This is a genomic window from Streptomyces sp. NPDC042371 (assembly GCF_056437465.1).
The window spans coordinates 514,472-539,454 of the sequence record NZ_JBWKAP010000008.1; the positions used below are offsets into that span (position 1 = coordinate 514,472).

Consider the following 24,983-nt stretch of genomic DNA (forward strand, 5'->3'; position numbering starts at 1 on the left):
GCTCGCGGAGAGTTACTCTCGCGTGATGGACATCAGCAGTCGCGGCCGCCGAGGCCGTCGCAGCCGTCGCACCCGCCGCACCCGTCATCTCCATCTCCGTACGTGCGGCATCCTGCTCGTGACCGCCGGGCTGCTCATCTCCGGCTGCTCGTCGGGGAGTTCACCGGCGGACGCCTCGCCCGCCGCGCTCTCCCGCTCGACGCCCGCGGAGCTCGCCCCGTACTACGGGCAGAAGCTGAGCTGGCGCGACTGCGGTGCGCCCGGGTTCGAGTGCGCCTCGATGAAGGTCCCGCTCGACTACGCGAAGCCCGCGGCGGGCGACATCAAGCTGGCGGTCTCCCGCAAGCAGGCCACCAAGAAGAAGGGGCGGCTCGGCTCGCTCCTGGTCAACCCGGGCGGCCCCGGCGGCTCGGCGGTCGGCTACCTCCAGTCGTACGCGGCCCTCGGCTACCCCGCGGAGGTCCGCGCCCACTACGACATGGTGGCCGTCGACCCGCGCGGCGTGGCCCGCAGCGAGCCCGTGACCTGCCTCGACGGCAAGCAGATGGACGCGTACACGCAGACCGACGTCACCCCCGACGACCGGCGCGAGACCGACGACCTGCGCACCTCCTTCCAGACGTTCGCGACCGGCTGCAAGGAGCGGTCGGCGAAGGTCCTGCCCCACGTCTCCACGATCGAGGCGGCCCGCGACATGGACGTCCTGCGGGCGGTGCTCGGCGACGACAAGCTGTCGTACGTCGGCGCCTCGTACGGGACCTTCCTCGGCGCGACGTACGCGGAGCTGTACCCGGCGCGCGTGGGCCGCCTCGTCCTGGACGGCGCGATGGACCCGTCGCTGCCCGCGCGCCGCATGAACCGCGACCAGACCGCGGGCTTCGAGACGGCGTTCCGGTCCTTCGCGAAGGACTGCGTGGCGCGCGGCGGGGACTGCCCCCTGGGCGACGAGAGCCCCGAGGACGCGGGCAAGCGCCTCAAGGCCTTCTTCGGCGGCCTGGACCGGCACCCGCTGCCCATCGGCGCCAGCGGCGGCAGGCGGCTCGGCGAGGCGCTCGCCACGACGGGCGTGATCGCGGCCATGTACGACGAGGCGGGCTGGCCCCAGCTGCGCGACGCGCTCACCTCGGCGATGAAGAACAAGGACGGCGCGGGCCTGCTCGCCCTCTCCGACGGCTACTACGAGCGGGACGGCGACGGAAAGTACGCGAACCTCATGTTCGCCAACGCGGCCGTGAACTGCCTCGACCTGCCGCCCGCCTTCGCCACCCCGGCCGAGGTCGAAAAGGGCGTCGCCGCGTTCGAGAAGGCCTCCCCGGTCTTCGGCGAAGGCCTCGCCTGGTCCTCGCTGAACTGCGCGTACTGGCCGGTGCGGGCCACGGGGAAGCCGCACCGCATCGAGGCGAAGGGCGCGGCACCGATCCTGGTCGCAGGCACGACCCGCGACCCGGCCACCCCCTACCCCTGGGCGAAGGCCCTGGCCTCCCAGCTCTCCTCGGGCCGCCTCCTCACCTACGAGGGCGACGGTCACACGGCGTACGGCCGCGGCAGCGAGTGCATCGACTCCACGATCAACGCGTACCTCCTGAAGGGCACGGTTCCGAAGGACGGAAAGCGCTGCTCATAGCCGTTCGAAGGGGGTGTGCGGAGCACCCCCGAAAACTGTGTAGACTTGGCCGCGTTGCTGATCGCACGATGGTGCGCACGGCGCGCCGCCTTAGCTCAGATGGCCAGAGCAACGCACTCGTAATGCGTAGGTCTCGGGTTCGAATCCCGAAGGCGGCTCCATGGTATACCCCAGGTCAGGCCTATGACCTGGGGTATCTTGTTTTTGTCGACCTTGGGATTCGGGCTAATCGGGCACGTGCAGTCAGTGCATCGCAATGCGTAGGTGTGGAGTGCGGATTGCGGGGCTGCGTCCTCCGCATTTGTTCATGGCTGCTGATCTCCCCGGCCCTGTCCAGTTCGAGTTGGTGGTCACATGGTGGCCAGGCATGCAGATGGCTTCTCAGTCAGACTCGCGGATTTCGCATGAGAGTCGTGCCATCTGGACAATCGCGCGGGCGGCGGAGTTTTCCTGAGGCGCGGGCGACGACGCGCTGCTTCACTGGCGGCGTCCCAGTAGGGCGAGCCAAGCTGCATGGCGTCGCCGGTCGGCGGTGTGATCTGCTGCGTGGAGGCGCCGCCGTCCGCGGACGGCGGCAGTGTGCTGGTCTTCTGCGGCAGCAAGCGCCTGGTGCGGGCCAACGCGCCGTACGCGCCCCGCCTCGTACCGCGTCCGCGGCGTCGACGCCCTCGACTGGAGTGGTACGACGCCGCCTGGCGACTGCGCCCTCGGACCGCTACCGCGCGCTGCTCGCGGAGCGCGCCACCGGGGCCCGTCTCGCCCTCCAGAACGCTGCGGTCCGGGTAGCGGCTCCGCCCGGTTCGATGAGCCGGGGGTGGAACAGCGCGACCATCGCCCTGCACGCTTTCGACGGATCGGAGACGACCCTACTCCTGCCGCCCGACTCGTCCGACCCGCCGGCGGGAACCGAGGGGGCGGCCGTCTTCACCGGGGAGATGGGTCGGGATGGCTGAGGGCGTATGCGTCGATGCGGTCCTCGGCCGGCCACCGCCCGCTCGTCCTGCCGCTGCCGACGGCGGCCGAGTGTCCAAGGTGAAGTGCCGTCGGCGGGTCCGGGAGGAGCGCCGCAGTTTCGAGGCGTCCGCGCGGCCCACCGCGCGGTGTTCGGCTCACTCCGCGATCCCTGTCACGCAGCACGCCGTAAGGTGGGTCCGCACAGTGGATGGGCCCGTCGCAACACACAGGTCGGGCGTGGTGGAAGTCGGGACGGAGCAGACGACGGTTATGGCGGACGAGCAGCTGGGCCTTGGATTTTCCGTACCGGAGGAGCCCAAGAACCGGTCCGGGGGTGTCTTGCCGCCGCGCGCGCTCGGTGACGACGAGACGATCGACTACATCACCGGCCAGGACGTCCTCAAGCTGACCGAGGGTGAAAAGGTCAGGCAGCACATCGCCCGGGTCCTCGTGCACCAGTACGGGATCAATCCGGACGACATGGCGCGGGACTACGCGATCGAGATCCCGGCCGGTGAGGGCACCCGCAAGAGCAAGAAGAGGGTCAGCATCGCCGTCTTCGAGGCCAACAAGCCGCACCGCCTGGAGTATCTGCGGCGCATCGTCATCACCAAGCCGCGTCCCCGGACGGGCCGCACCGTCACCAAGATCCGTACGCACGAGCAGGCGACGAAAGACATCGAAGAGCTCCAGTCGCTGATGAGCGTGGCGGGGCCGCAGTGCCATCTGGGCCTGTGGACCGATGACATCGACCTGTACTTCGTGGAGCGGCTCAAAAAGGACGATGAAGGTCGGGAGCTCCGCTTCGAGGACCGCTTCCGCCCCCTGCCGAACTGGCCGCGCGGCGACGACATGGCCTTCGACGCCGCCCGTGATGCGTCCTCCCTGGCGGAGATCCGGCGCGCGGACAAGTACATGCTGCGCTTCGCCTTCCGGCGCTGCCACAACTACATCCACGGCAACGAGGGGCTTCCCAAGGACGCGGCGTTCTGGCAGTTCCTCTACGTCTTGTTCGCGAAAATCTACGACGAGCGCATGGTCCGTGAGCACGGACGTGAACCGCGGTTCCGCATCGACATTGAGGACCTGGTCAGGACCGAGACCACGGCCAGCGGGGCCCAACGCAGGGCGGGCAGTCCAGAGGTGGCGGCCCGGGTCAAGAATCTCTTCGAAGAGGTTAAGGACTTCTACAAGAAGCAGGGGCTCTTCGACAATCGTGACGAGCTGACGCTGTCCGTCCCCGCGCTCACCTTCATCGTCGGTGAACTGGCGCCGTACGACCTGGGCACGACCGACATCGATGCCAAGGGCGTCGCGTACCAGGAACTCGTCGGGGACAACCTGCGCGGCGACCGTGGCCAGTACTTCACGCCCAACGAAGCGGTGAAATTGGTCGTCGACATCCTCGATCCGCAGGAGGACGAGACCGTCTTCGACCCCTGCTGCGGAACCGGCGGTTTCCTGCGGGAGACCCTGAACCACCTGTTGAGGAAGTGGCAGAAGGCCGAGAACGGCACCTTCACCAACGCCCAGGAACTCGCCCAGCAGATGGCCGACTACCGCCAGCGCCTGGCGGCCTACGCGGACGAGCACCTCTTCGGGGCTGACTTTGACCCCTTCCTGCGCCGGGCCACCGTGATGAGCCTGATGACCCTCACAGATACGGCGGGACACGCCTTCCAGATGGACTCGCTCGCGTTCCCGGACGGCCATCTGCCGGGCAACGACGAGGCGTTCGGCTTCCCGCAGATAAGGCTGGGCGCGGTGGACGTCCTGATGACGAACCCGCCGTTCGGCTCGGACATCCCCGTCTCCGAGGACATGATCCTCAACAGCTTCCGCCAGAGCGGTGGCCAGTACGGTGTGGCCTACACCTGGGCGAAGAACAGCGAGGGCGAGCTGACGAGGGGCGACGGGGCGACCGCCGTCTCCCCCGAGAGGCTGTTCGTGCAGCGTGCCGTGGAGTGGGTCAAGCCGGGCGGGCGCATCGGCATCGTCCTGCCGAACGGCATCCTGTCCAACCCCGGCCCCGCCGACGAGGCGGTGCGCCGCTTCATCCTCGACCAGTGCTGGGTCCTGGGCAGCGTGGAGCTCCCCGTCGAGACCTTCATTGCCGAGGCCAACGTCAACATCCTCACTACCCTGCTCTTCCTGCGCCGCAAGACCGACCAGGAGCGGCAGGAGGAGATGGAGTTCGGAGCCGCCGACTACCCGGTGTTCATGGCGGTCGCGGAGAAGGTCGGCGTGGACCGGCGAGGGAACAAGGTCTACGTGCGCACCCCCGACGGGGAGGTGGTGGCCGAGGAAGAGGTGGAGCGCGAAATCCTGCGGATCGGTGGAGTCGAGATGCCGCGGGAGATCCGGCGCAGCGTGCAGAAGATCGACAATGACCTGCCGAAGATCGCCAAGGCCTACCACGAGTTCGCCGCGCGGTACGCCCACGAGTTCCCCTGGAACACTGGCGCATGATCACTCGTATCGAGGCGTACGGCTACCGCTGTTTCGAGAACCTAGCCGTCGATCTGTCCGGCTTCCACGTGCTGGCGGGCGCCAACGGCTCGGGCAAGAGCACCCTGCTCGACATCCCGGTTCTGCTCGCCGAGTTGCTCGGTACCGAGCGCATCGAGGACGCCTTCCTGCGGCCGTCCGCCCGCACCGGCCGTCCGCCGCGTGCGCAGTCCCTGACCGAGCCCGTCTACCAGGGGAGGGACACCGCTTTCGGCTTCGCGGTGGAGGCGCGGCTTCCAGACGAGGTCACCGAGGTCCTCGCGGAGGCCACCCGCAACCCCCGTCTCCCGCTGCCCACGCATCTGCGGTACGAGCTGTACCTCACTCCGGTCGACAACGGCCGGGGCATCGAGATCGCGGCGGAGTACCTCGTGCTCTTCCCCGAAGGACATCCCGTGCGTCCGGTACCGGGAGAGCGGGCCTTCGAGGACCCGGACGAGAAGATCGCCACCGGCCGGGGTGGCAGCTATCGCGTCCGGTGGGCCTGGGACGAGAGCTGGCGCCCGGTGATCGCCCGCACCGGGGGCCGGGTCTCACGCTTCACCTCTGAGGCCGGCGGGCAGCCCCCGCTGACCTGGCAGAGCCCGCACAGCAGGCTAGCGCTGGACACGGTTCCGTTCGACGAGGGTCACTTCCCCGCGGCCCTGTGGTTCCGCGGCCTGCTGCGCGAGGGCACGCTGTCCTACGCCCCCGACTGGGCCGCCCTGCGCCAGGCCGCTCCGCCCGCGGGCCGCACGCCTCAGCTCGACCCCGTCGGCCGTAACACCCCGTGGCTGGCACTGCGTCTCAAGTACGAGGACAAGGAGCTGTACGACGCCTGGGTGGACCTGGTCAAGATCGCTCTGCCGCAGGTGCGGGAGATCGACGTCGTCGAGCGCGATGACGATCGCCACGTGTACTTCCGCGTTACCTACGGGGGCGGCCACCAGGTCACCTCCTCCGGCCTGTCCGACGGCACCCTGCGCGTCTTCGCCCTGACCTTGCCGGCCTTCATGCCGGATCCGCCGGCCCTCCTGGTGACCGAGGAACCGGAGAACGGCATCTACCCGCAGGCCATCGAGATCGTCATGCAGGCGCTGCAGGCCGTACGGGACTGTCAGGTGCTCGTCGCCACACAGTCCCCGCTGGTCCTGGCCAACGTGGAGCTGCCCGACGTACTCGCCACCCGCGTCGACCACGACACCGGCGCGGTCACCGTCGTACGGGGCGACCTGCACCCGAGGCTGGCCGACTGGCGTGGGGATCTCGATCTAGGGACGCTTTTCGCGACGGGGGTGTTCGAGTGAGTAAGGGGGCCGCGCGGCGCGTACCGCGCGGGAACGGATCTACCGCGCTGGTTCCGCGACAGCAGACCGGCCCGCCGGACGAGTCCGGGAAGCGGGACGTCGTCTTCTACGTCGCTGACCAGGGCATGAAGGCCATGATCGGCGCTTTCCTGGCACGGAAGGACATCCACCACAAGCTCGGCTGCGGTCCGTTCGCCTTCGACGGCGGACGGGACATCAAGCTCGCGCCGCACAAGGACTCCGAGCTGCCGCTCAGGGCCGGTGCGCTACTCCAGCCCTGGCGCGGCGAGTACCGTCGCGCGATCGTGGTGCAGGACCACGCCTACGACAACCCGCTGCCCCCCGACGAGATCCGCAAGCGCATCACAGCCCAACTGGAGGACCACTGGCCGCAGTTCGCGGTCGTGGTCATCGAACCGGAGCTGGAGAACTGGTTCTGGTCGGACCACACCCCGGCCATCAAGAAGGCCCTCGTCTGGCGGCCCCCCGGCAAGGGCGACGAGCGTACCCCGCGCCAGGTGCTTCAGGAAGCTGGCCTGTGGGAACCCGGCAAGGCCAAACCCGACGACCCGAAGCGCGCGGTCGAATACCTGCACGAGAAGAAGTACACCGGCCCCAAGAACAACGGCATCTTCCGGCGCTACGCGGAGACGGTCCCCTCCGTACGCGGCTGCACGGACGCGTCGTTCCAGCACCTTATGGCGACGCTCGCGGACTGGTTCCCGGCCGAGACCACGACGGCACACACGACGACGGAGTACGCGCAGTGAAGATCGCGTCCATGGACAATCCGGTACGGCTGAGCTGGCTGCGGGAGCAGGGGCTGCGGATGGACGCGGCGCCTTATCTTTCGGGGGCGTTCGAGGCGCGGAAGTTGCTGGAGCGGTTGCCGGTTACGGTGCCGCTGCGCGAGGTCACGCGTGGTGGGGAGGGCATCTTTCACGCTGGTCGACCGCCCCGCCGATGGGTTACCTCACCTGAGCATGGGATTCGGTTCTTCTCCAGCACCGATATTATGGAGGCGGACTTCTCCAGCCTGCCACTGATCTCAAGGAATCTTGTCGCGCAATACCCTCGCCTGATTATCCGAGCCGGATGGACTCTGATCACGCGATCGGGGAACGTCGGCCGGATCGCGTACGCTCGCCCTGACATCGACGGATACGCGTGCAGCGAGGACGTCATGAGGGTCGTGGCTGATCCGGAACGAATTCCCTCGGGGTACCTCAACACGTTCCTGCGCAGCCGCTTTGGTGTCCCTATCGTCACTAGCCAGGCCTACGGGGCGATCATTCGGCACATCGAGCCGCCTCATGTTGCGGAGTTGCCGGTGCCGCGGTTCGATCCGGTGGTGGAGAAGGCGATCCACGACCTGATGGAGGAAGCTGCCACTCTGAGGTCCGAGTTCCAGGTGGGAGTGATCACAGCGACTGAGGATCTGTTCAACACGGCGGGGCTCGGGGAACTGCTGGACCTACGGTGGCATGAACAGGGGCGGGACCTGGGTTTCCCGCGGCGGGGGTTGACGTCTGCGACGTTGCGGGCGCTCAACTTCCAACCGAGGGCCGAGCGGATCTTGAAGCGATTGCGTGACGTTGACCATGTGACGCTTGGTGAGATTTGTAAGGGAGGGAAACTTGGCTCCGGCGTGCGCTTCAAGCGCATTGATGCGGAGCCGGGGCACGGCGGCGCAGTTCGCTTGATCGGGCAGAGGCAAGGGTTCTGGATCCGGCCCGAGGGGCGTTGGATCAGCCCCAGTCAAGCTCCGCCGGGAATCTTGGCCAAGGACGAAACGGTCATGATTCCCTCGCAGGGCACGCTTGGTGAGAACGAGGTCTTTTGCCGTGCGATGTTTGTCACCGGAGCGTGGCTTGACTATGCGTACACCCAACACTTTCTCCGGGTAGTAACGGGCACTCAAGACATCCCTGGCGCCTACCTCTTCGCCTTCCTCCGCTCGGAGGCTATGTTCCGCGTCCTGCGTTCCATGTCCACCGGCGGGAAGCAGCAGGACATTCACGAGGGGCTCCGCGCTCAGATTCCCGTCCCCGTCCTCACCGCGCCCGATCGCGAACGCATCGCGGAGACGATCCGCACCGCCTACCAGATGCGTGATGAGGCCGACCGGAAGGAAGACCGGGCCCTGGAGCTTTTGGAGCGGGCGGTGTTGGAGCACAGCGCGACTGAGTGACGTTGAGCCGGTCCGTCTACGGACGCGGGTGTGTTGTTCCCTGACAGCTGAGGAACAAGCAGGACGGCCCGAGACCCCGGCCCACTGCGGAGCGGCCCGTGGGCGGAGGCGTCTGAGGATCGGTGTCATGCCGCTCTTGTGTGCGACGACGAACGCGCCCCAGGCGTCCGGCGTGAAGGCCAGTACGGGGGTGAAGGCACCTTGCTATCGCGGAGGGGATGATGAGGGCCGGGATAGCGGCGGCTACCTCGACACAGGCAGCCCCTTCCGCGTTTCCGCTGTAACTGGCCTTACGTCACTTTGAGGTGCACAGGTCTGGGGTGGCTCCCATGGCTTGAGCTTCTCTATCACCGCCTCGATTAACGCTGCAGATTCCCTTGGCGGTAGGGCGCAGGCTTTCATGCGATCGAACTCCCGGAGGCGCTCCGTGACGGTGTTTCGGTCGTCGAAGATCTCCCCGCTGCGGTGGCCCTCCTCGTACACGGTGGTGGAATTGTCCGGGTGGGTGAGCAAGATGAGGGTGCCGCTCATGAACGCACATGCGCGACCTGGATGGTTATGCGCGAGGTGTTCGCCAGCGGTAACAAGGCTGCAAGCTGTTTGCACATGACTGCTTTGCCGCCCACATCCCTGTGCAGTACGGCCTCGTCGAGGATCACCCAGAAGTCCGGCGGCTTGTCACCGCGAGGTACCTCCTGACGACCAAGGCGATCTGCGATCAGGCCGTCGATCTCCCCCGGGGCTGCGCTGACTTCTCGCAGCAACGCTTGCATGTACGCCCGCGTTTGAAACAGCCCGAGAACGGTGCTCGCGCCGAACTCCTGAATCTGCGCAGCCCTCACCTCCAGCTCCAAGCAATGAACGAATCGACGCGGCGTGTGCTCCCGTTTGACCGCCCCCCCACAGCCCCTGGAACAACTCCCCGTCCCGAAAGCCACATCCAGCTTCTCCGAGATCGGCGGCAACGGTAGCCGTTCCGCCGTCTCCACCCCGTGCAGGTGGGTCTTGTTGTAGTTGACCACCTCCGACAGGCGGTCCAGTGACATCCGCGCCAGCTGCCGGATGCCGACGCAGTTCAGTGCCGTACAACTCCCTCGCCGAGCGTGCGGGTTCGAGGTCACGTACGCCAATCGCCATCCGGGCGGCCTCCTTGGTCCCGTTGTTCCAGGTCCCCGGAGGGGATGGTTCACGCCCCACCGGCCCCCGTCGTCAGTGACCTCGCCCACGACACCGCGCGCAACTGCTACGGGGTGGTGATGGAGCGCAACCCGGGTCAGGTGTACCTGCGGTCCAAGGGCGGGGGCCGGGAATGGGCCGCGAGGTCTGAGCACATCGAACTTGCCCGTGCCGCTGAGGCCAATGCCCGCCGCTCGGGGAAGAGAGATCCTATGAAGCGGTCCGCCGGGCGGGAGAGTCCGAACGCCTACGCCCCACCCGCCGGCCTCCCCGGCATGCCCGTCGGCAGCCTGGTCCGGGACAGCGGACCGGGCGCGAGGGCACGCTGAGGGGCGTACTCCGCTATCAGCCCGCCCACGAACCGTCGGGGTCCGCCGCCTGCCCGGCCCGCCGCCTCGTCTTCCTCCGCCCGGTCGTCGGTGGTGGCCTGGGGTGGACCACCGCGCTGGACCGGGTGGTTCCGGCTGGGCGGGGCCACTCTGGAGAAGTCCCTGAGCCCGGCCGGACCCCAGGCCGGTGAACAGGCAGACGGGTTAGGCAGTCAGGAGTCCCCCGCGGTCAACTCATCCTCGGCCCGCAGCTCTGCGGCCAGGTCGACCAGGGATCCCTCGCCGGGAATGTGCCAGTACAGAGTTCCCTGGACCTGCTGGCTATTGCCCATGGCCTCCTTGCGGATCTTGCGGACCAGCGTGCTGGGCGCGTACGACTGGCCGTCGGCGGCCCAGCGCAGCGGCCTGGTCGTGTTCTGCTGCCAGGTCGCGCGGCCGCGGTCGGGGTTCTCGGCCAGCCAGGCACCCAGGCCCAGTCGGTCGGGGCGGGTGACCGGCCGGAACTCCAGACCCGTACCGGGTGGAATCCGCTCGGCCTTGACGATGAGACTGGTCGCGTTGGTCGAGCGGGCCGGCTTGCCCTGGGGCCGCTCCTCGACACGGTAATCCGCGTTGTCCGGCGCGGCCTCTCCTGAGCGCATCGACTCCAGTACGCGGCGCGAGATCAGGCGTACACGCTCCGCTGTGCGCATGCTGGTCAGCATCTGACTGGTCGGGCCGTACGCCTTATCGATGATGGTCACCAGCCACCCCAGGGTCCGCTCGACCAATTCCGGCACCCGCGCCAACTGGGTCTCCCAGTCGGTGTGCTCGTCTTCGAGGCCGTCGGTGTCCAGGTTCTGGAAGACGACGTGACTAATTAGCAGGTCACCATTGCTGGCGGCACTCGCGGCCCTGCCGAAGAGGTCGTCGCTCTGCTCGGCTAGGGCTGCCTTCACCGCGCGTACTAGCTGTACGCGGCGCCACACCTGCTGCGCGCTCGGCGCAGTGTTGAGCGTCCGGCCGAAGATCTCCTGGTAGTTCGCCTTCTCCCAGAGGAGGGAGATGTCCCGCTTGGCCTTCGCGGCCAGTTCGGGATTGCGGTGGGTCGCGGCGAGGGCCTCCGCGGCATCCGTCATAGTGCAGCCGCTGTCGGGGGCGGGCTCCGACTCTCCGCGCTTCACCACGTAGGTGCGGCCGAGAGACAGTGCGAAGTCGTCTCGGAGCCCGGTCTGGATCGGGTCGCGGGACTTCCAGTCTCGTTCCTCGATCGGATTCTGGGTATTGGTGTTGAGGGTGACCTGGTCGCCAAAGCCCTCGGGGCAGTTCTCCAAGGAGATGATTCTGACCATGACGCGGCCGTGTTGCGCTGTGGCCGAATTCCGCTGCATGGCCCGGTACATGGCGCTGACCGTCTGCGCGCCGTTGACGACGCTGGCTCCTTCCAGAACGAATCCCGCTCCCGCGCCCGGAGAGAAGGCACCCTTGCCCTTTTTCCGGATCCGGTCGCACAGCAGGGTGATGCCGTTGCTGAAGTACCAGAAGTTCTGGGGCTCGTGGAGGAGGGTGGCGCGAATCTTGTCGTTGACGTCGGTGTCGAGGGAGTCGCGGATGTTACGGGCGAAGAGATGCCGGTCGTGGGTCTCATACCACTCGGCGACTTCGGCTGCGGAAAGCGTCCCGTAGTAGGCGGTGAAAGGAATCTCCTCCCGGCCAACGCCCTCGACCCACGCTTCCAGGTCGATCTTCCGGTCGGCGTGCTCGCCGAGGATCTCCCGGTACAGGCCGCGGAGGTCGACAACCCGCCATTCGATCATCTCCTCAGCCCAGTTGCGCTTCTTGACCTCAGAGTCGAGCAGAACCCTTGTGTCCGGGTGCAGGTCGGTGTCGGTCACCAGGGCCAGCAGCAGGGTGATCTTGGGGGAGCCGCTGTCCAGAGCCTTTTCAAGGGCTTCCGTGTGCTGCTCGATGCGCTTGTTGAACCGACTGAATTCCAGGTTCATCAGGTAGTCGAGGCCACGGAAGAGACGGCCGACCTCGCTCTGCCCGAAGCCGGCGGTGGCGTTCTCGCTCCACTTCGCCTGGACCAGCGTGATGTGCGGCCGTCCGCCCTGACCCGACGCGGACAGTTCGACCGCGATGGCGTCGATTCCCCAGTCGTCGCGGCCGTCGATGACTGACAGGGCCGCTTCCCGGTCTGCGTACCCCGTTTCGCGCTTGACTGCGAGGGCGGCCACCGCCCGACTGAGGAGCTTCTCTTTCCGTTTCTTCTCCGAGATCCCGGGCTCGTCCGTCATGTCGATGAATGGCTCAAATCGTTCGATCAGTCGTCTGCTCAGATTGCGGATGTAGAACGACTGCGACATGTGTCCTCCCCCGTCACCGATCTGACCGGCAAACACTCTATCCGGACTATCGGTTCGGCCCCTGGTACTAAAGTAACTTCGGCACATGGCAGTGCGGTGCGCACCGCGTCCGCACGCACGTGAACGGTACGGACGGGCCCCGGGGGACTCATGGCACGCATCATCAAGGTTGGCGAGCCCGTCAACGACGCCGAGCGCATGGTGCTGCGCCATCTCCGGGACGAGGGCCCCGTCGAGTGGACCGTGATCTCCAACTTCGAGATCTACCGCGGCCGTCAGTGCTTCGAGGTCGACCTCGCGATTCTCACCGACACGGCCTGCTACATCGCTGACACCAAGGGCACGCACGGGCGCATAGAGGTACGGGGCAAGCGGTGGTTCCCCCAGAGGCGTGCGCCGTTCCCCAGCCCGGTGCGCAAGCTGCGCGAGCACGCCAAGACCGTGGCGAACCTGCTGCGGCAGTCGCACATCTCGGCGGCCCTCGGCTCGGTGTGGTGCGAGGAGCTGGTGATCCTCCCGTTCGACGACGCGGAGCTGATCGACCACGACAACCGGGACGAGAAGAACACCGTCCTGCTCAATGACCTCGTTCCCTTTCTCCGCGCGCACAGCCCGTCCAAGACCGGGCCCGCCTTCCCGATCGCCGGGCTGCACGAGGACATCGCCCGTGCCCTGGGCGCCGTGTCGCGAGCCCAGCCCGGACTGCCCAGGTTCGGTCACTACCAGGCCGTCGAGACGCTCGTCGAAGCGGATCCGGCGCCGGAGGCCGGGGCGGAGGCGGACGCCGAGGACCGGGTGTCGGTGTACCGGGCGGTGCAGCCGGACCAGCCGAACTCGGGGACCTATCTTGTCCAGGTGCACACGGTCGATCCGCTGCTGCCGGAGGAGGAACACACCCGGGAGCGGGAACGGATCGGCAATCCGATCCAGGCCCTCAACAAGCTGCCGCCCAATCCGCACATCGTGCCCTGCGTGCATGTGCTGCCGCTGGAGGACGAGACCGGATACGCGGTCGTCCTCAAGGACGTGCACGCCGAAGCACTGCGGGTGCGGATGGTCGGCGGGCCCGGTACCCAGGGCGCGGACGCGAGACGGCGGATCATGTCCGGCGTGCTCGCCGGGCTCGCGCTTGCGCACGCGTACCGGGTCGTGCACCGCCACCTCACCCCCGACGCGGTTCTGGTGGCGCGCAATGGCACGGCGATGATCACCGGCTTCGACTACGCGCACACCGGGCAGAAGCGGGCCGGGACCGTGGCCATGGACGCGTACGAGCGCGCCGACCTGGCCTATCTCGCGCCGGAGTGCCTGAGCGGTCCCGAGGGCTTCTCCGCAGCCTCCGACGTCTTCGCCGCGGGCGTGCTCTTCCACGAACTGCACACGGGGGAGCTGCCCTTCGTGACGGGCGGCAACCGCCTGGTCGACAGCCTGGACGGGGCCGACGTCACGCCGGAGGTACGGGAGCTGGTCCGGCGGCTGCTGGCCGCGGATCCGGCGCTGCGGCCGACCGCACGGGAGGCGATCGCCGAACTGGAGCGGCTGGTGCGCGGCGGTGCGGGCCGCGGCGACGGAGGGGGATCGGGGGCGTCGGCTCCCGGGGCGCCCGACGAGCCCTTCGACTGGGAGAACCCCTACAACTACCGAGACCTGCCGTCCGGGTTCCGGCTCACCGAGAAGTTCCACGTCCGCAAGAAGCTCGGACAGGGCAAGTTCGGTGTCGTCTACCAGGTGTTCAACACCCTCGATGACACCGACGAGGTCCTGAAGATCATCACCAGTGATCCGGAATCGGTCGGCGTCCGGTTGAAGGGCGAGTACGGGATTCTGCGCAGGTTGCCGACGCATCCGAACCTGGTGCGCGTCATCGACGCCGACTGGCTACCCAAAGGCGGATTCCCCTATCTGCGGCTGGAGTTCGTGGAGGGGCAGGACCTTCAGGCCTCGGCCACCCGCGAGCGCAGACTGGGAGCCGCCGACGTGGTGCGGCTGCTGGAGGACTGTCTGGCTGGGCTCGACCATCTGCACCGCAACGGCGTCTACCACTGCGACATCAAGCCCAGCAACCTGCTGTGGACCGCCGACGGCACGAAGCTGCTGGACTTCAACGCGGCGGTGTCCGTCGACTCCACCCTGACGCCCACACTCGGCTCGCCGCGCTACCAGGCCCCGGACGCCGTCGCCCGGCAGCGCCCCACCCGGGCGGAACTCGCCGACCTCGACCTGTACGCCCTCGGTGTCTCCGCCTACATCGCGCTCACCGGAACATATCCCTGGCCGGGACGTGCGCAGCCGCCCAGGGACGAGGAGGCGCTGGACCCGCGCAAGATCAGTGGTCTGGGCGACCTGAGCCGTGCCTTCGCCGACGTACTGCTGAGGTCTGTCAAGCCACGCCGTGCCGACCGGTTCCCGGACGCCGAGGCGTTCCTGGCGGCCGTACGAGCCATAGGGGAGGTCCGGAGCACGCGTGGCAGCGAGCAGCAGGACGAGCGGATCCGGACGGAGCCCGAGCCGGCCTGCACCACGGGAGCCGGACGGGACGGCACCAATGCGTTCGTCGGTCATCTCCAGACCCTCTACAGCCAGAGCTCCCGGACCAACGCGGGCACCCGCGGGCTCGATCCCGCGCAGTTCCCGCTGTACGTGGCCACCGCCCTGGACACCGCGCTGCGGGACGACGTCCTGGCGGGCAGGCACCTGCTGGTCGTCATCACGGGCAACGCCGGTGACGGGAAGACCGCCTTTCTGGAACAGTTGGCCGTCGAGGCGGTCAAGCGGAACGCCGACATGGGCGAGAAACGTGTCAACGGTGACGACTTCGTCTTCCGGGGCCGCACCTTCCACACCAACCACGACGGCAGCCAGGACGAGGGACGCCAGGACAACGACACCGTCCTCGACGCCTTCCTCTCGCCGTTCCAGGGAACGGACGCCGCTGCCTGGCCGCAGGACCAGACGCGGCTGATTGCCGTCAACGAAGGGCGCCTGACTGACTTCGTCACCGCACACGCCGACCGCTATCCGCTGCTGGCGGACACCGTCCGCCAAGGGCTGGTCAGCGGCAGAGCCGAGCACGGCATCGCCGTCGTCAACCTCAACGCGCGGGACGTCGTCGCCGAGCCCGAGGGCACTGGGGACTCCATCCTGCACCGTATGGTCCAGGCGATGACCGACCCCCGGCACTGGAGCGGCTGCGCCTCCTGCGACCTGGCGCCGCGCTGCTACGCCCGGCACAACGCGCAGACCTTCGCGCACCCCACCGCCGGCCCCGTGATCACCGAGCGGCTCGCCGCCCTGTACCGGATGACCCATCTGCGCGGGCGACTCCACATCACTCTGCGCGATCTGCGCTCCGCCCTGGCCTACATGCTCACCTCCGGCCGGGACTGTGCTCAGATCCACGCGCTCTACCAGCGCCCCGACAGCGTTCAGGAGCGTCTGGACAGCTTCTACTTCACCAGCTGGGCGGGCCTGCACACCGAGGGCGAGCCGGAGCAGGACCGGCTCCTCGCCCAGCTGCGGGAACTCGACGTCGCGACCGTGCCTGACCCGCAGCTCGACCGCAAGCTCGACTACGTGGGCCCGGACGGCGGTCACAGCCTGATCTCCGTCGACCAGCGCGCCAGCCATGACGCGGAACTGCTCGGCGACCGGTTCGCGGCGCTGCCCCGCACCCCGTCGGCCGACCCGGCGGAAGCCGCCGCGCACCGCGTCTACCTCGCCGCCGCCCGGCGCCGCTTCTTCTTCGAGAGCCTGGACGGCGAACGTTGGAAAGCCCTGCTCAGCTACCGTGCGGGGGGACGGTTCCTGGACCTCCTCACCGCGGGCGAACCCGGCCAGGCGGAACTCGACCGGATCATCGAGGCTGTCAACCGGGGTGAAGGGCTGCCCGGGGCCCTGTACGACGGTGAACGGGCCCTGGCGCTGCAGGTCAGGTCCGTGCCAGGGGGGACCATCCGCAGCCACCGGCTGTTCCCCGCCGACCGGTTCACCATCGAGGTCGGCAGGCCCCCGGCCTCCGCCTACGTGGAGGCCGGCCCCCGCGAGATCGTCGTCAAGTACCGGGGACAGACACCGGACGGATCCGCCGAGCACCACGCGGAACTGGTGATCCGCCTCGACCTGTACGAACTCCTAGACCGGCTGCACTCCGGGTATCAGCCGGGGGTCGAGGACCGTCAGGGGCAGAACCTCGCCCTGGCGGTGTTCAAGAACGCGCTGTCGGCCACCTCCTACCAGGAGGTGCTGCTCACCGCACCGGGCAGTGTGCCGCACCGGATCACCCGGCTGCCGGACGGAGCGCTCAGGCTCGGGCCGGTGGGTGCGGCGGACGACGCCGCGACGAAGGGGAACTGATGGTGCTGCGCAAGAGGGATAGCGAATTCCGTCATCTGGGTGTGTCCTACCTAGAGTTCAAGCGTGTCGAGATGGACCGTGTTCTGACCGGGTTTCTGATGCGGGTCAACCACAACGGCCAGACCAGCAAGATGGTGCGGGGAAAGACGCTGGCGAACGAGTTCGTCGACGAGTTCCGCGCCCAGGAGCACGCCGAGAAGTTCCAGGGCTTCCGGGACTCTCCTGACATCGCGCGGCGCTGGATCGAGACCCAGCTTCTGGACATGGTCAACCGGGGCAGGCCCAACCAGGCGGTCGCGGGGCTGCGTCCTTTGCACGGCCTGACGTACAAGTTCCGCAACCACCACCACTCCCGCGCTTACGGAGCTGACGCCCAGCTCTACGAGATGCTGCGGAACGCACGGGGCGGTCGCGGGACGATGGCGCTGGAGAAGATCCGCGCATTTTTCTTCACCGGACTCGACCCCGCCCTGGGCACCCAGCTGGCCGGCACCGGCGTCGATGTCGAGACCCAGGCTGTGCTCCACCTCAACAGCCAGGTGAAGCAGGACTCCCCGGCGACCGTCAAGGGCTGGTACTCGGCGCCCCCACTGTGCGCGGGACAGTCCGACCTGCTCGCCGACGACGTACTGCGACTGCTGTCCCTGCAGGACCTGCTGCCCCGTATCGTCATGGTCGAGCACCTGAAGATCCTCTTCGCGTTCCACCTGGCGCTCGGCCAGCTCAAGGCAATGAAACTGCTACCGTCCGCCGTCGAGCGTTCCGCGGCCGAACCGACCTGCGGACCGGACAACTGCCCCTCGGCCATGGACGATTTGGCGGGCGGATTCGCGAGCTGTCCTTTCCGGGTGGGGCTGCTGGTCGACGCGGCGGGCGTGCCCGGCACCCCGGTCGCCGCCCTCGCGGAGCGCAGTGCGGACGTCTGGCTGAGGCGCGTCCCCGGCTTCGTGCGCGCGGGCTACGTGGTACGCAAGCTGGGTGAGTTCGCCGATCACCTGGCCGATGCCAAGGAGATCACCAGACCGTCCCGAGGGTTCTTCACCGTCGCTGAGCTGCTGCGGTACGCGGGAGAGGCGTACCAGGAGCGGCGTGAGCAGTTCTTCGCGTCACGTATGGACACCCTCCTAGACGAGACCTCGATTGACGAACAGCCTGAAGGGGTAAGGCCGTTGCTGAGCGCCGGGATGGGCCTTGGCGCATTCGAGAAGTACATCGAACTGATCATGGCGTACCGGGGCAAGTACCACTACGACTACATCGTCGAGACCATCGACTCGCTGCTGCTCAAGAACCGTCCCGGCGCGGTCATCACCCAGCCCCACCGGGGCCGCCGACGCTTCGTCATGGACAGCGCACTACTGGAGGTCCTGGTCCAGATCGCGCTGCTTCGGCCCAATCCGCGCGGCACACGCTCCCGTTTTCCCTACCACACCGAGCAGTTGAGGCTGGACGAGTTCATGGACACGCTGCGCACCCGGTACGGGCTCCACGTCGACCGGCTGCCGGCCGATGACGGCTTTCCCACCTCCGGGTTTGAGGAACAGGCGGCTCTGCGGTCGAACGCCGAGGCGCTCACCACCCGCATGCGGGAGATCGGCTTCTACAGCGACCTGTCGGACGCCTACCTCACCCAGGTGATCACGCCCAGATTCACGATCTCTCTGGACGGCGCGGTTACGACGGGCGGGAGGTGACGGCATGGCACGCGGACTGACGGAGATCACCGAGGCACAGTGGCGGGACGCCCTGGAGCACGCCTTGCTGCCACGGCTGGCGGCCGTGCTGCGCGGCAGGCAGGCCGGGCACTGCATGCGGCTGGGCGACCTCGACACCGATCTCGCCGCCCGGCTGGTACGCGGGCTGCGGGTCCTCGTGCCCGACGCGCAGGTGTTCGTCCTGGGAGGCGGCGACGGCCGTACTCCCGCCGACGTCGCGGTAACCAGCACCAAACTCGTCGAACTGCGCAACCCCGACGAGGGCGGTGGACTCCGGCCCCCGCTGCTGGTGTTCGTCCCACCCGGCACCCGCGCCAGCGCCGAGGACTCCTTCGGGATCGCCACCTTCGAGCAACTTTCCCTGGATGATGTCCACGCGAAGCTCAGGGCGTCACTACTGCGTGCGTTGCCAGAAGCACTGCGGCAGCCCGTCACCGAACTGCTCGACCGCCATGACCAGATCACGGACGGCGGTGCGGCGACTGACGACCGGGCTGCCGTACGGTACCTGCTGACGCTGCGCGAGAACGACCACGACCCGGAGGCGGCTGGGGCGGCCGTCTATCTGCTCGGACTGATCCCCGACTTCGGCCTGTTCCAGGACATGACCCTGGTGGGCCGCAAGGCGGACCGCAACCGCAGGACCGTCGCCAAGCTCACGGAGGCGACATCCACCGACCGCCAGCGCGTCCTGAGCCTGGGGTTGCCACAGAACTCGTCGGCGGGAGAAGAATTCGTACGCCGACTGGTGCGGTTCGCCGCCCGCACCGGCCTCGACACCCCGTCCCGCTGGTGCCGGGCGATCGCCGTGGACCCGGACAACTGGCCGCTCGCCTTCCACCACTGGCCGCAGGAGAATGCTCCCGGAGGCGAGCAGGTCGGCATTGAGGTCCATGAGCTGACGGTACTGCCCAAGGCCGGCCAGAACGAGGACGACCTGCGCAATCATCCCGCGCTGGAGAGGCTCTTCGGCGGGCAGTATCTGCTGCCCGGTGGGCTCTCCTCGCTCCCCGTCTCCTTCACCGTCGACCCCGATCCCCGTCACATCACGGGCCTCGTGCGTTTCTCCCTCCAGATCCTCAGCGAGAACGAGACCGATGAGGGCCGCGGTGCCAGCACGGTGAGCCCGACCGGCTTCACCACCACGCTCGCGGTGGCCAAGACTGCCAAGACGGTCTACAAGACGAGCATCAAGCTGAAGAAGGGCCGCAAGGCCGACTGGGAGGAAGGGTGGCACTTCGTCAGGGTCACCCCACTCGACGCCAACGGCGATGCCCTCCGGGTGACCGGCGCCGACAGCACACACCGGCCGCACGAGAGCGACCGCTTCTACGTCGTCCCCGAGGGAGAGTTCGACGACCCGCCGGTCCAGCGTTCCCAGCACGCTCCAGGGCTAGCCCAGGCGATCAACCGGCTGCGCTTCACCGCCCGGGCTGAGGGTCGCGATCCGTGGCGGGTGTCGTGCCGGGAGGTGAGCTGGGGAGCCCGCACGGCCAGGACCCGCCCGCTGCGGGCCCAGTTCGGTCCCGCAGGCCCGGTCACCGTCGACCTTCCCACACCCCTTGCCGAGGCCGAGGAACGCATGCTGGCCCGACCGTACGCCCTGGAAGGGCCCCGGCTGAGCGTCGACGCCTCGGGACGGTGGAACCTGAGCGACGACGAGAGCCCGGCCGTCACCCCTGCCGAAGGCAGCGACTTCGGCGGCTATCTCCAAGCGCGCGCCACACTGTTCGCGGCGGTACGCGCTGACGCGGACGGCTCCGCACCGCTCGTGGTGGAAGGAACCGACCCCCGCATGGTCCGCAAGGAAGCGGAGAGCTGCGCGGAGGCGTATCTCAGAGCGGTTACGCGATGCGTCCGCGCGCTGGAGAACCCCCGTGGCGGCACTTCGGAGCGGGACCGGGTCGAACTCGCGCTCCTGCTGCGCACCGATACCGTCGCGGTGGATCTGGCCGATGCGCAGGACGGGCTACGTCAGGCGGTGCTTGTCGCCCCCACTCATCCGCTGCGGGTGCTGTGGTGGTGCGGGCAGGCCACGCTGGCAGACCACTGGCTCGACCGGACCGAGGGCCAGGACAAGGACCGGGTACTGGAGACCCTGCACAGTCTTGTCGAACGACTCGCGCCCCTGGGGTTCCCGCTCGTGGTGCCGCTCACCACAGGCGAACTGACTTTTGCAGCCGGACAGTTCACCGACTACTGGCAGGTCTGCCTGCCCAGCGAGACGGCCGATCCCCGCGGAACGGTCTCCCGACTGGGCTCCGCACTGGGCGTGAGCGACGGCTCGACGGCCTCCGGCATGATCACCGGCGCCGACCTTGCGGACCGGGTCGAGCGGTATGTGCGCCTCCACCCGTACGCGGACGGCCTCGTCATCAACGCCCTCGGCGTCGGCCGGGGGGAGCTGCTGGCATCCATGCTGACAGAGCTGCAGAGCCGCAGGCAGCTGGCCCGGTTGCGCTACACCGTCCGCCTCTTCACGGACCGTCCCCAGGAGCCGTGGGTGGGCGAGGCGCTTACCGATCTGTTCTCGCCGGGGTCTGGGCCGCGGGCCGCCGCCGCGGAGCCGTTCGGCACACCGGGCGATCCCCTGCGCCCCAAGCTCGCCGTCGTCGTGCGAGATGCCGCGGACCTCCGAACCCGCGCGGCTGATTTCCCCGCACACCTGAGTATCCTGTTCGACCCCTTCGGTGGGGAGCAATACGACATCGCGCCCGGCGCCCGCACCTCGGGCCGGGCGGCGGCACACGGTCTCGTGCAGGAGCTGACTAGCCACTACGCCGAGGACGAGGAGTCCGTGGCGTGGAGCCGTCAGCCCCGCCACGGCGCCACGGACCCCGTGCCCGGCGCCGAGGAGACCGGTGACCTGATGGCGGCACTGCCCGAAGCCCTGTCGGCCGCCGTGGTCGCCGTGACGTCGGGAGAGCCGCGTCCGGGACACTTGCCGCAGATAACGCTGCGCCTGTCAGCCCAAGACAAGGCTCTCCTGCACGACGTGCACCAGACCAGCGACTGGGTCGTCACAGTGGACCGGACCCTCGGAGTTGAGTACTTCGACCACGGGCGGGCGGACCGGCCCGAATACGTCATCGACTACTCGGCGACCGCCCAACCCGGCATGGGCCATCACATCGTGGTCTCATCGCGATCGGTCGACGAGTTGCGCGCGCTGGTCGGGCCCGTGCTGGGAGACAAGCAGCTCAGCATCGAACCGCGTCACGTGGCGACCTTCTTCGACCAGCTCAGGGAACTCTCCGGCAGCTTTGCCTTCAAGCTCGCCGCGCTCGGCAGCAGCAGCCGCACTGAGGTGCTCGGACTGGCGCTCGCCCGGTTGTACCTGGGCTACCAGGGCGTGCTTCACAACCAGATCCTCATTCCGCTCGACGCGCACACCGACCTCTACGGCGAGGCGCAGCGACGCATCGCCGCCGGCGACGGTGCAGTGCGGCTGCACCGGACCGACCTGGCGCTGTTCGACCTGGACGCCGAGCGCCGGGTCGTGGTGTGCCGACTGATCGAGGTCAAGTGCTTCACTGGAGTGGGCGGTCTGGGCGCGTACGACGCCAAGAAGACACAGATCAGCCAGCAGATTGACAACAGCCGGAAGATCCTGGCCGCACAGTTCGACCCGCTGGTCGAGCGCCCCGACCGTCCCCTGCAGAACCTCACGCTCCGCTCGCTGCTCGGCCACTACCTCGCGCGTGCGAACCGTTACGGCCTCTTCGACGAAAAGGGGTACGACGAGGCGCGGTGGCTCCTCGATCATCTCGACCACGGTTACACGCTGGAGTTCTCCAGGACCGGACTCCTCTTCGACCTGGGAGGGGAGGGCACGGACGTCGATAGCGACGGGGGCGTCACCTTCCACCGGATCGGACGTCATCAGGTGACGGAACTGCTGGACGCCGTGGAGACGGAGTACCTCGGCGGGCCTGTCCGCAGCGCACCCCATCTACTGGCGGAGGCGCAAGTCCCGGGAATCGAACGCGGAGAGTCCACGCGGAGTCTGCGGCCACGTGACCGCAGCCGCGAGCTGCCGGAGGAGCCGGCTCCGCTCAGCGCTGTGCTGGATGAGGAGTTCGTACCGGCGGCGGCCGGTGTCGACGGCACCGCGGGGAAGGCTGCCGAAGTGGCCGCGGGAGCTGCGGAGGAGACGGCAGGAGGGCCACCGAGCCCTGCCTCGCAGCGGGCTTCCGAACACCCCGTCGGCACAGAGCAGGCACCGGGACCATCTGATGCCGCCGCCGCGGGAATGGACGGCGAGAGCGCCGGCGATGCGGCGGGAGCAGAGGGTCCTGCGCCGGACCGAGAACGGGAGACACTCGCACCCCCGCCGGCCGATGCGTTCCTGGCGGACCCGCGGGCCAACACCCCGGTCCCGGATATCTTCCTCGGAGTGTCGAAACCGACCGCGCAATACGGTCTGATCGGTACGAGCGCGGGCCGGAAGATCGCCCTCGACCTCAACGAGACTCACACCATCAGCCTGTTCGGTGTACAGGGTGGAGGGAAGAGCTACACCCTCGGATCGATCCTGGAGATGGCGAGCCTGCCCGCTGTCGGCGTTAACCACCTTTCGCATCCGTTGGCCAGCATCGTCTTCCACTACAGCGACACACAGGACTACGCGCCTGAGTTCACCAGCATGACCAGGCCCAATAGCGATCAGGACCAGCTGGCCTCCCTTCGAGAACGCTACGGAGCCGAGCCCGCGGCGCTGTCCGACGTCCTGCTGCTGGCTCCTGCCGACCGGGTGGACGAGCGCAGGCGCGACTATCCGGACCTCGACGTACAGGCGCTCACGTTCTCCTCGTCCGAGCTGAAGGCCGCGCACTGGCGGTTCCTGATGGGTGCCGTCGGCAACCAGGCCCTCTACATCCGCCAGCTCGGAAGAATCATGAAGGCCAACCGTGACGATCTGACGCTGGGCACAATCCGGCTCGGGGTCGAGCAGTCCTCCCTGTCCGACACGCTCAAGCAACTGGCCTACGACCGACTGGATCTGGCCGCTGAGTACATCGACGACGGTGCTCGGCTCCAGGATCTGGTACGGCCCGGACGCCTGATCATCGTCGATCTGCGTGACGACTACATCGGGGAGGACGAGGCGCTGGGTCTGTTCGTCGTCCTCATGCAGTTGTTCGCCGACGCTCGGCACGAGGGACAGCCGTTCAACAAGCTTGTCGTGTTCGACGAGGCCCACAAGTACATCCGCAGCCCCGACCTGGTCGACGGGCTGGTGTCGAGCGTCCGTGAAATGCGGCACAAGGGCATGTCCATTCTCGTGGCCAGCCAGGATCCGCCGTCGGTGCCGATTTCACTGATCGAGCTCTCCAACCACATGGTGCTGCACAAGTTCACCTCACCTGCGTGGCTGAAGCACTTGCAGAAGGCGAACGCAGCTCTGTCGGCTCTGACCGCGGAGAAGATGGCGTCGCTGAACCCTGGCGAGGCCTTTGTGTGGTCGGGCAAGGCCACAGACGAGGCATTTGTTCGAGGCGCGGTGAAGATCCAGTGCCGCCCACGAGTCACCAGGCACGGGGGCGCGACCAGGACCGCCATCAGATGACGTGATTGCATGCGGTTATGCGACGACCATCACGCCCCATATGGCGTGAGAAGGCCGCACGAAGATCGACACTTACCTCCGCCGCCTTCGCCACCGCCTCGCCTGACCGGTCGGGAACGCTGCCCGCATCCGGTGGCGGGGCTACAGGGGTGAGGTTCTGGCGAGGGCTTCGCCGAGGATCGTCAGATGGGGCTGGTGCCGTCATCGATCTCGCTTGAGGGGGTCAGGACACTGCCGATCGAGACCATTCGTACGAGTAAGTTGGTCGGCCCGTGGAGGTTCTCGTCACGCGCGTCGGTAACGCTGGACGCCAGCCCGGGGACGTAAGGCGCCCTGATGTCACCCCGGCGGCGTCAGGAGAGCGCGGTGGCTGAGGCGCCCGGAATAGTTAGCGGCGCGGCCCTTACCTGCAGGTACTTGATGGCACTACCACCCACGGTGAGTTTGCAGACGGCCAACGGGATTCTTTCGCTGGGGACAAGCACCGGCTACAGTCTGGCGAAGCGTGGCGAGTATCCGTGCAAGGTACTGAAGCTGGGTAACGCCTACCGGGTAGTGACCGCCGATCTTCAGCGTCTGTTGGCCCTTGATGGCCCGACGGAGGAGCTAGGTGTATTGACCCGCGGGGTTGTTGACGCGGGTGATGGGTGGGTGTCCGTCGAGTGCGGTGTGGCTGCGGTGGTGGTTGTAGGTGTGCAGGAAGTCTGTCAGGGCTGCTGTTCGTTCGGTGTTGCTGGTGTAGGGCCGTAGGTAGGCCCATTCGTCGAGCAGGGTGCGGTTGAAGCGTTCGACCTTGCCGTTGGTCTGCGGTCGGTAGGGGCGGGTCAGTTTGCGGCTTGCGCCGAGGTCGGCCAGGGCCTGCTGCCAGGCGAAGCTTTTGCGGTAGGGCCAGGCGTTGTCGGTCAGGACCCGTTCGATGCGGGTGATGCCGTG

Annotated in this window: 12 protein-coding genes, 1 tRNA gene and 1 pseudogene; 10 read left to right on the top strand and 4 right to left on the bottom strand. The window is 67.8% G+C overall.

Annotated features, from left to right (window positions below; translation table 11 throughout):
- Positions 1-25 precede the first annotated feature (25 nt).
- From AC068B_RS26620 to mads5, 6 genes are all read left to right on the top strand, one after another.
- Positions 26-1,624: an alpha/beta hydrolase gene (locus AC068B_RS26620; RefSeq protein WP_478674145.1), complete on the top strand. Its 1,599-nt coding sequence runs from the start codon at positions 26-28 to the stop codon at positions 1,622-1,624.
- A gap of 84 nt (positions 1,625-1,708) precedes the next feature.
- A tRNA-Thr gene (locus AC068B_RS26625) sits at positions 1,709-1,785 on the top strand.
- Between the two features lie 1,063 nt (positions 1,786-2,848).
- Positions 2,849-5,047 (top strand): methylation-associated defense system DNA methyltransferase MAD2, encoded by a 2,199-nt coding sequence (mads2, locus tag AC068B_RS26630; protein ID WP_478674146.1) that lies wholly within the window; start codon positions 2,849-2,851, stop codon positions 5,045-5,047.
- A complete protein-coding gene (gene mads3 / locus AC068B_RS26635) occupies positions 5,044-6,372 on the top strand; it encodes a methylation-associated defense system AAA family ATPase MAD3 (protein WP_478674147.1) in 1,329 nt (442 codons plus the stop codon). Before mads2 ends, mads3 begins: the two co-directional genes overlap by 4 nt.
- A complete protein-coding gene (gene mads4, locus AC068B_RS26640; RefSeq protein ID WP_478674148.1) occupies positions 6,369-7,142 on the top strand; it encodes a methylation-associated defense system protein MAD4 in 774 nt (257 codons plus the stop codon). Before mads3 ends, mads4 begins: the two co-directional genes overlap by 4 nt.
- Positions 7,139-8,563, top strand: coding sequence for a methylation-associated defense system restriction endonuclease subunit S MAD5 (gene mads5 / locus AC068B_RS26645; RefSeq protein ID WP_478674149.1), 1,425 nt, complete (start codon positions 7,139-7,141; stop codon positions 8,561-8,563). Before mads4 ends, mads5 begins: the two co-directional genes overlap by 4 nt.
- A gap of 243 nt (positions 8,564-8,806) precedes the next feature.
- Here mads5 and AC068B_RS26650 read toward each other — a convergent pair whose 3' ends face one another.
- The 3 genes from AC068B_RS26650 to AC068B_RS26660 all read right to left on the bottom strand — a co-directional run bounded on the left by AC068B_RS26650 (position 8,807) and on the right by AC068B_RS26660 (position 12,413).
- Positions 8,807-9,094: a Scr1 family TA system antitoxin-like transcriptional regulator gene (locus AC068B_RS26650; RefSeq protein ID WP_478674150.1), complete on the bottom strand. Its 288-nt coding sequence runs from the start codon at positions 9,092-9,094 to the stop codon at positions 8,807-8,809.
- A complete protein-coding gene (locus AC068B_RS26655) occupies positions 9,091-9,609 on the bottom strand; it encodes a DUF5753 domain-containing protein (protein ID WP_478674151.1) in 519 nt (172 codons plus the stop codon). Before AC068B_RS26655 ends, AC068B_RS26650 begins: the two co-directional genes overlap by 4 nt.
- Positions 9,610-10,280: 671 nt before the next feature.
- A complete protein-coding gene (locus AC068B_RS26660) occupies positions 10,281-12,413 on the bottom strand; it encodes an AIPR family protein (RefSeq protein WP_478674152.1) in 2,133 nt (710 codons plus the stop codon).
- Between the two features lie 150 nt (positions 12,414-12,563).
- On the opposite strand from AC068B_RS26660, the gene mads6 reads away from it, so the two are divergent.
- The 4 genes and pseudogenes from mads6 to AC068B_RS26680 all read left to right on the top strand — a co-directional run.
- Positions 12,564-16,766, top strand: coding sequence for a methylation-associated defense system protein kinase MAD6 (gene mads6 / locus AC068B_RS26665; protein WP_478674153.1), 4,203 nt, complete (start codon positions 12,564-12,566; stop codon positions 16,764-16,766).
- Positions 16,766-18,460 (top strand): methylation-associated defense system protein MAD7, encoded by a 1,695-nt coding sequence (gene mads7 / locus AC068B_RS26670; protein WP_478674154.1) that lies wholly within the window; start codon positions 16,766-16,768, stop codon positions 18,458-18,460. The genes mads6 and mads7 overlap by 1 nt, the downstream gene beginning before the upstream one ends.
- Before the next feature lie 4 nt (positions 18,461-18,464).
- Entirely contained in the window at positions 18,465-24,050 is a 5,586-nt protein-coding gene (mads8, locus tag AC068B_RS26675) for a methylation-associated defense system ATP-binding protein MAD8 (RefSeq protein WP_478674155.1), read from the top strand.
- Positions 24,051-24,470: 420 nt separating this feature from the next.
- A pseudogene (locus AC068B_RS26680) lies at positions 24,471-24,638 on the top strand (integrase); the annotation flags it as partial.
- 18 nt (positions 24,639-24,656) lie between these two features.
- Here AC068B_RS26680 and AC068B_RS26685 read toward each other — a convergent pair.
- Positions 24,657-24,983, bottom strand: a 327-nt coding sequence (locus tag AC068B_RS26685) for an integrase core domain-containing protein (protein ID WP_478674156.1), incomplete at its 5' end; no start/stop codon positions are given.

Excerpts from the sequence above, each read along its gene's own strand:
- AC068B_RS26620 (WP_478674145.1), top strand. The coding sequence starts at position 26 with ATGGACATCAGCAGTCGCGGCCGCCGAGGCCGTCGCAGCCGTCGCACC.
- mads2 (WP_478674146.1), top strand. The coding sequence starts at position 2,849 with ATGGCGGACGAGCAGCTGGGCCTTGGATTTTCCGTACCGGAGGAGCCC.
- mads3 (WP_478674147.1), top strand. The coding sequence starts at position 5,044 with ATGATCACTCGTATCGAGGCGTACGGCTACCGCTGTTTCGAGAACCTA.
- AC068B_RS26650 (WP_478674150.1), bottom strand. The coding sequence starts at position 9,094 with ATGAGCGGCACCCTCATCTTGCTCACCCACCCGGACAATTCCACCACC.
- AC068B_RS26655 (WP_478674151.1), bottom strand. The coding sequence starts at position 9,609 with ATGTCACTGGACCGCCTGTCGGAGGTGGTCAACTACAACAAGACCCAC.
- AC068B_RS26660 (WP_478674152.1), bottom strand. The coding sequence starts at position 12,413 with ATGTCGCAGTCGTTCTACATCCGCAATCTGAGCAGACGACTGATCGAA.
- mads6 (WP_478674153.1), top strand. The coding sequence starts at position 12,564 with ATGGCACGCATCATCAAGGTTGGCGAGCCCGTCAACGACGCCGAGCGC.
- mads7 (WP_478674154.1), top strand. The coding sequence starts at position 16,766 with ATGGTGCTGCGCAAGAGGGATAGCGAATTCCGTCATCTGGGTGTGTCC.
- mads8 (WP_478674155.1), top strand. The coding sequence starts at position 18,465 with ATGGCACGCGGACTGACGGAGATCACCGAGGCACAGTGGCGGGACGCC.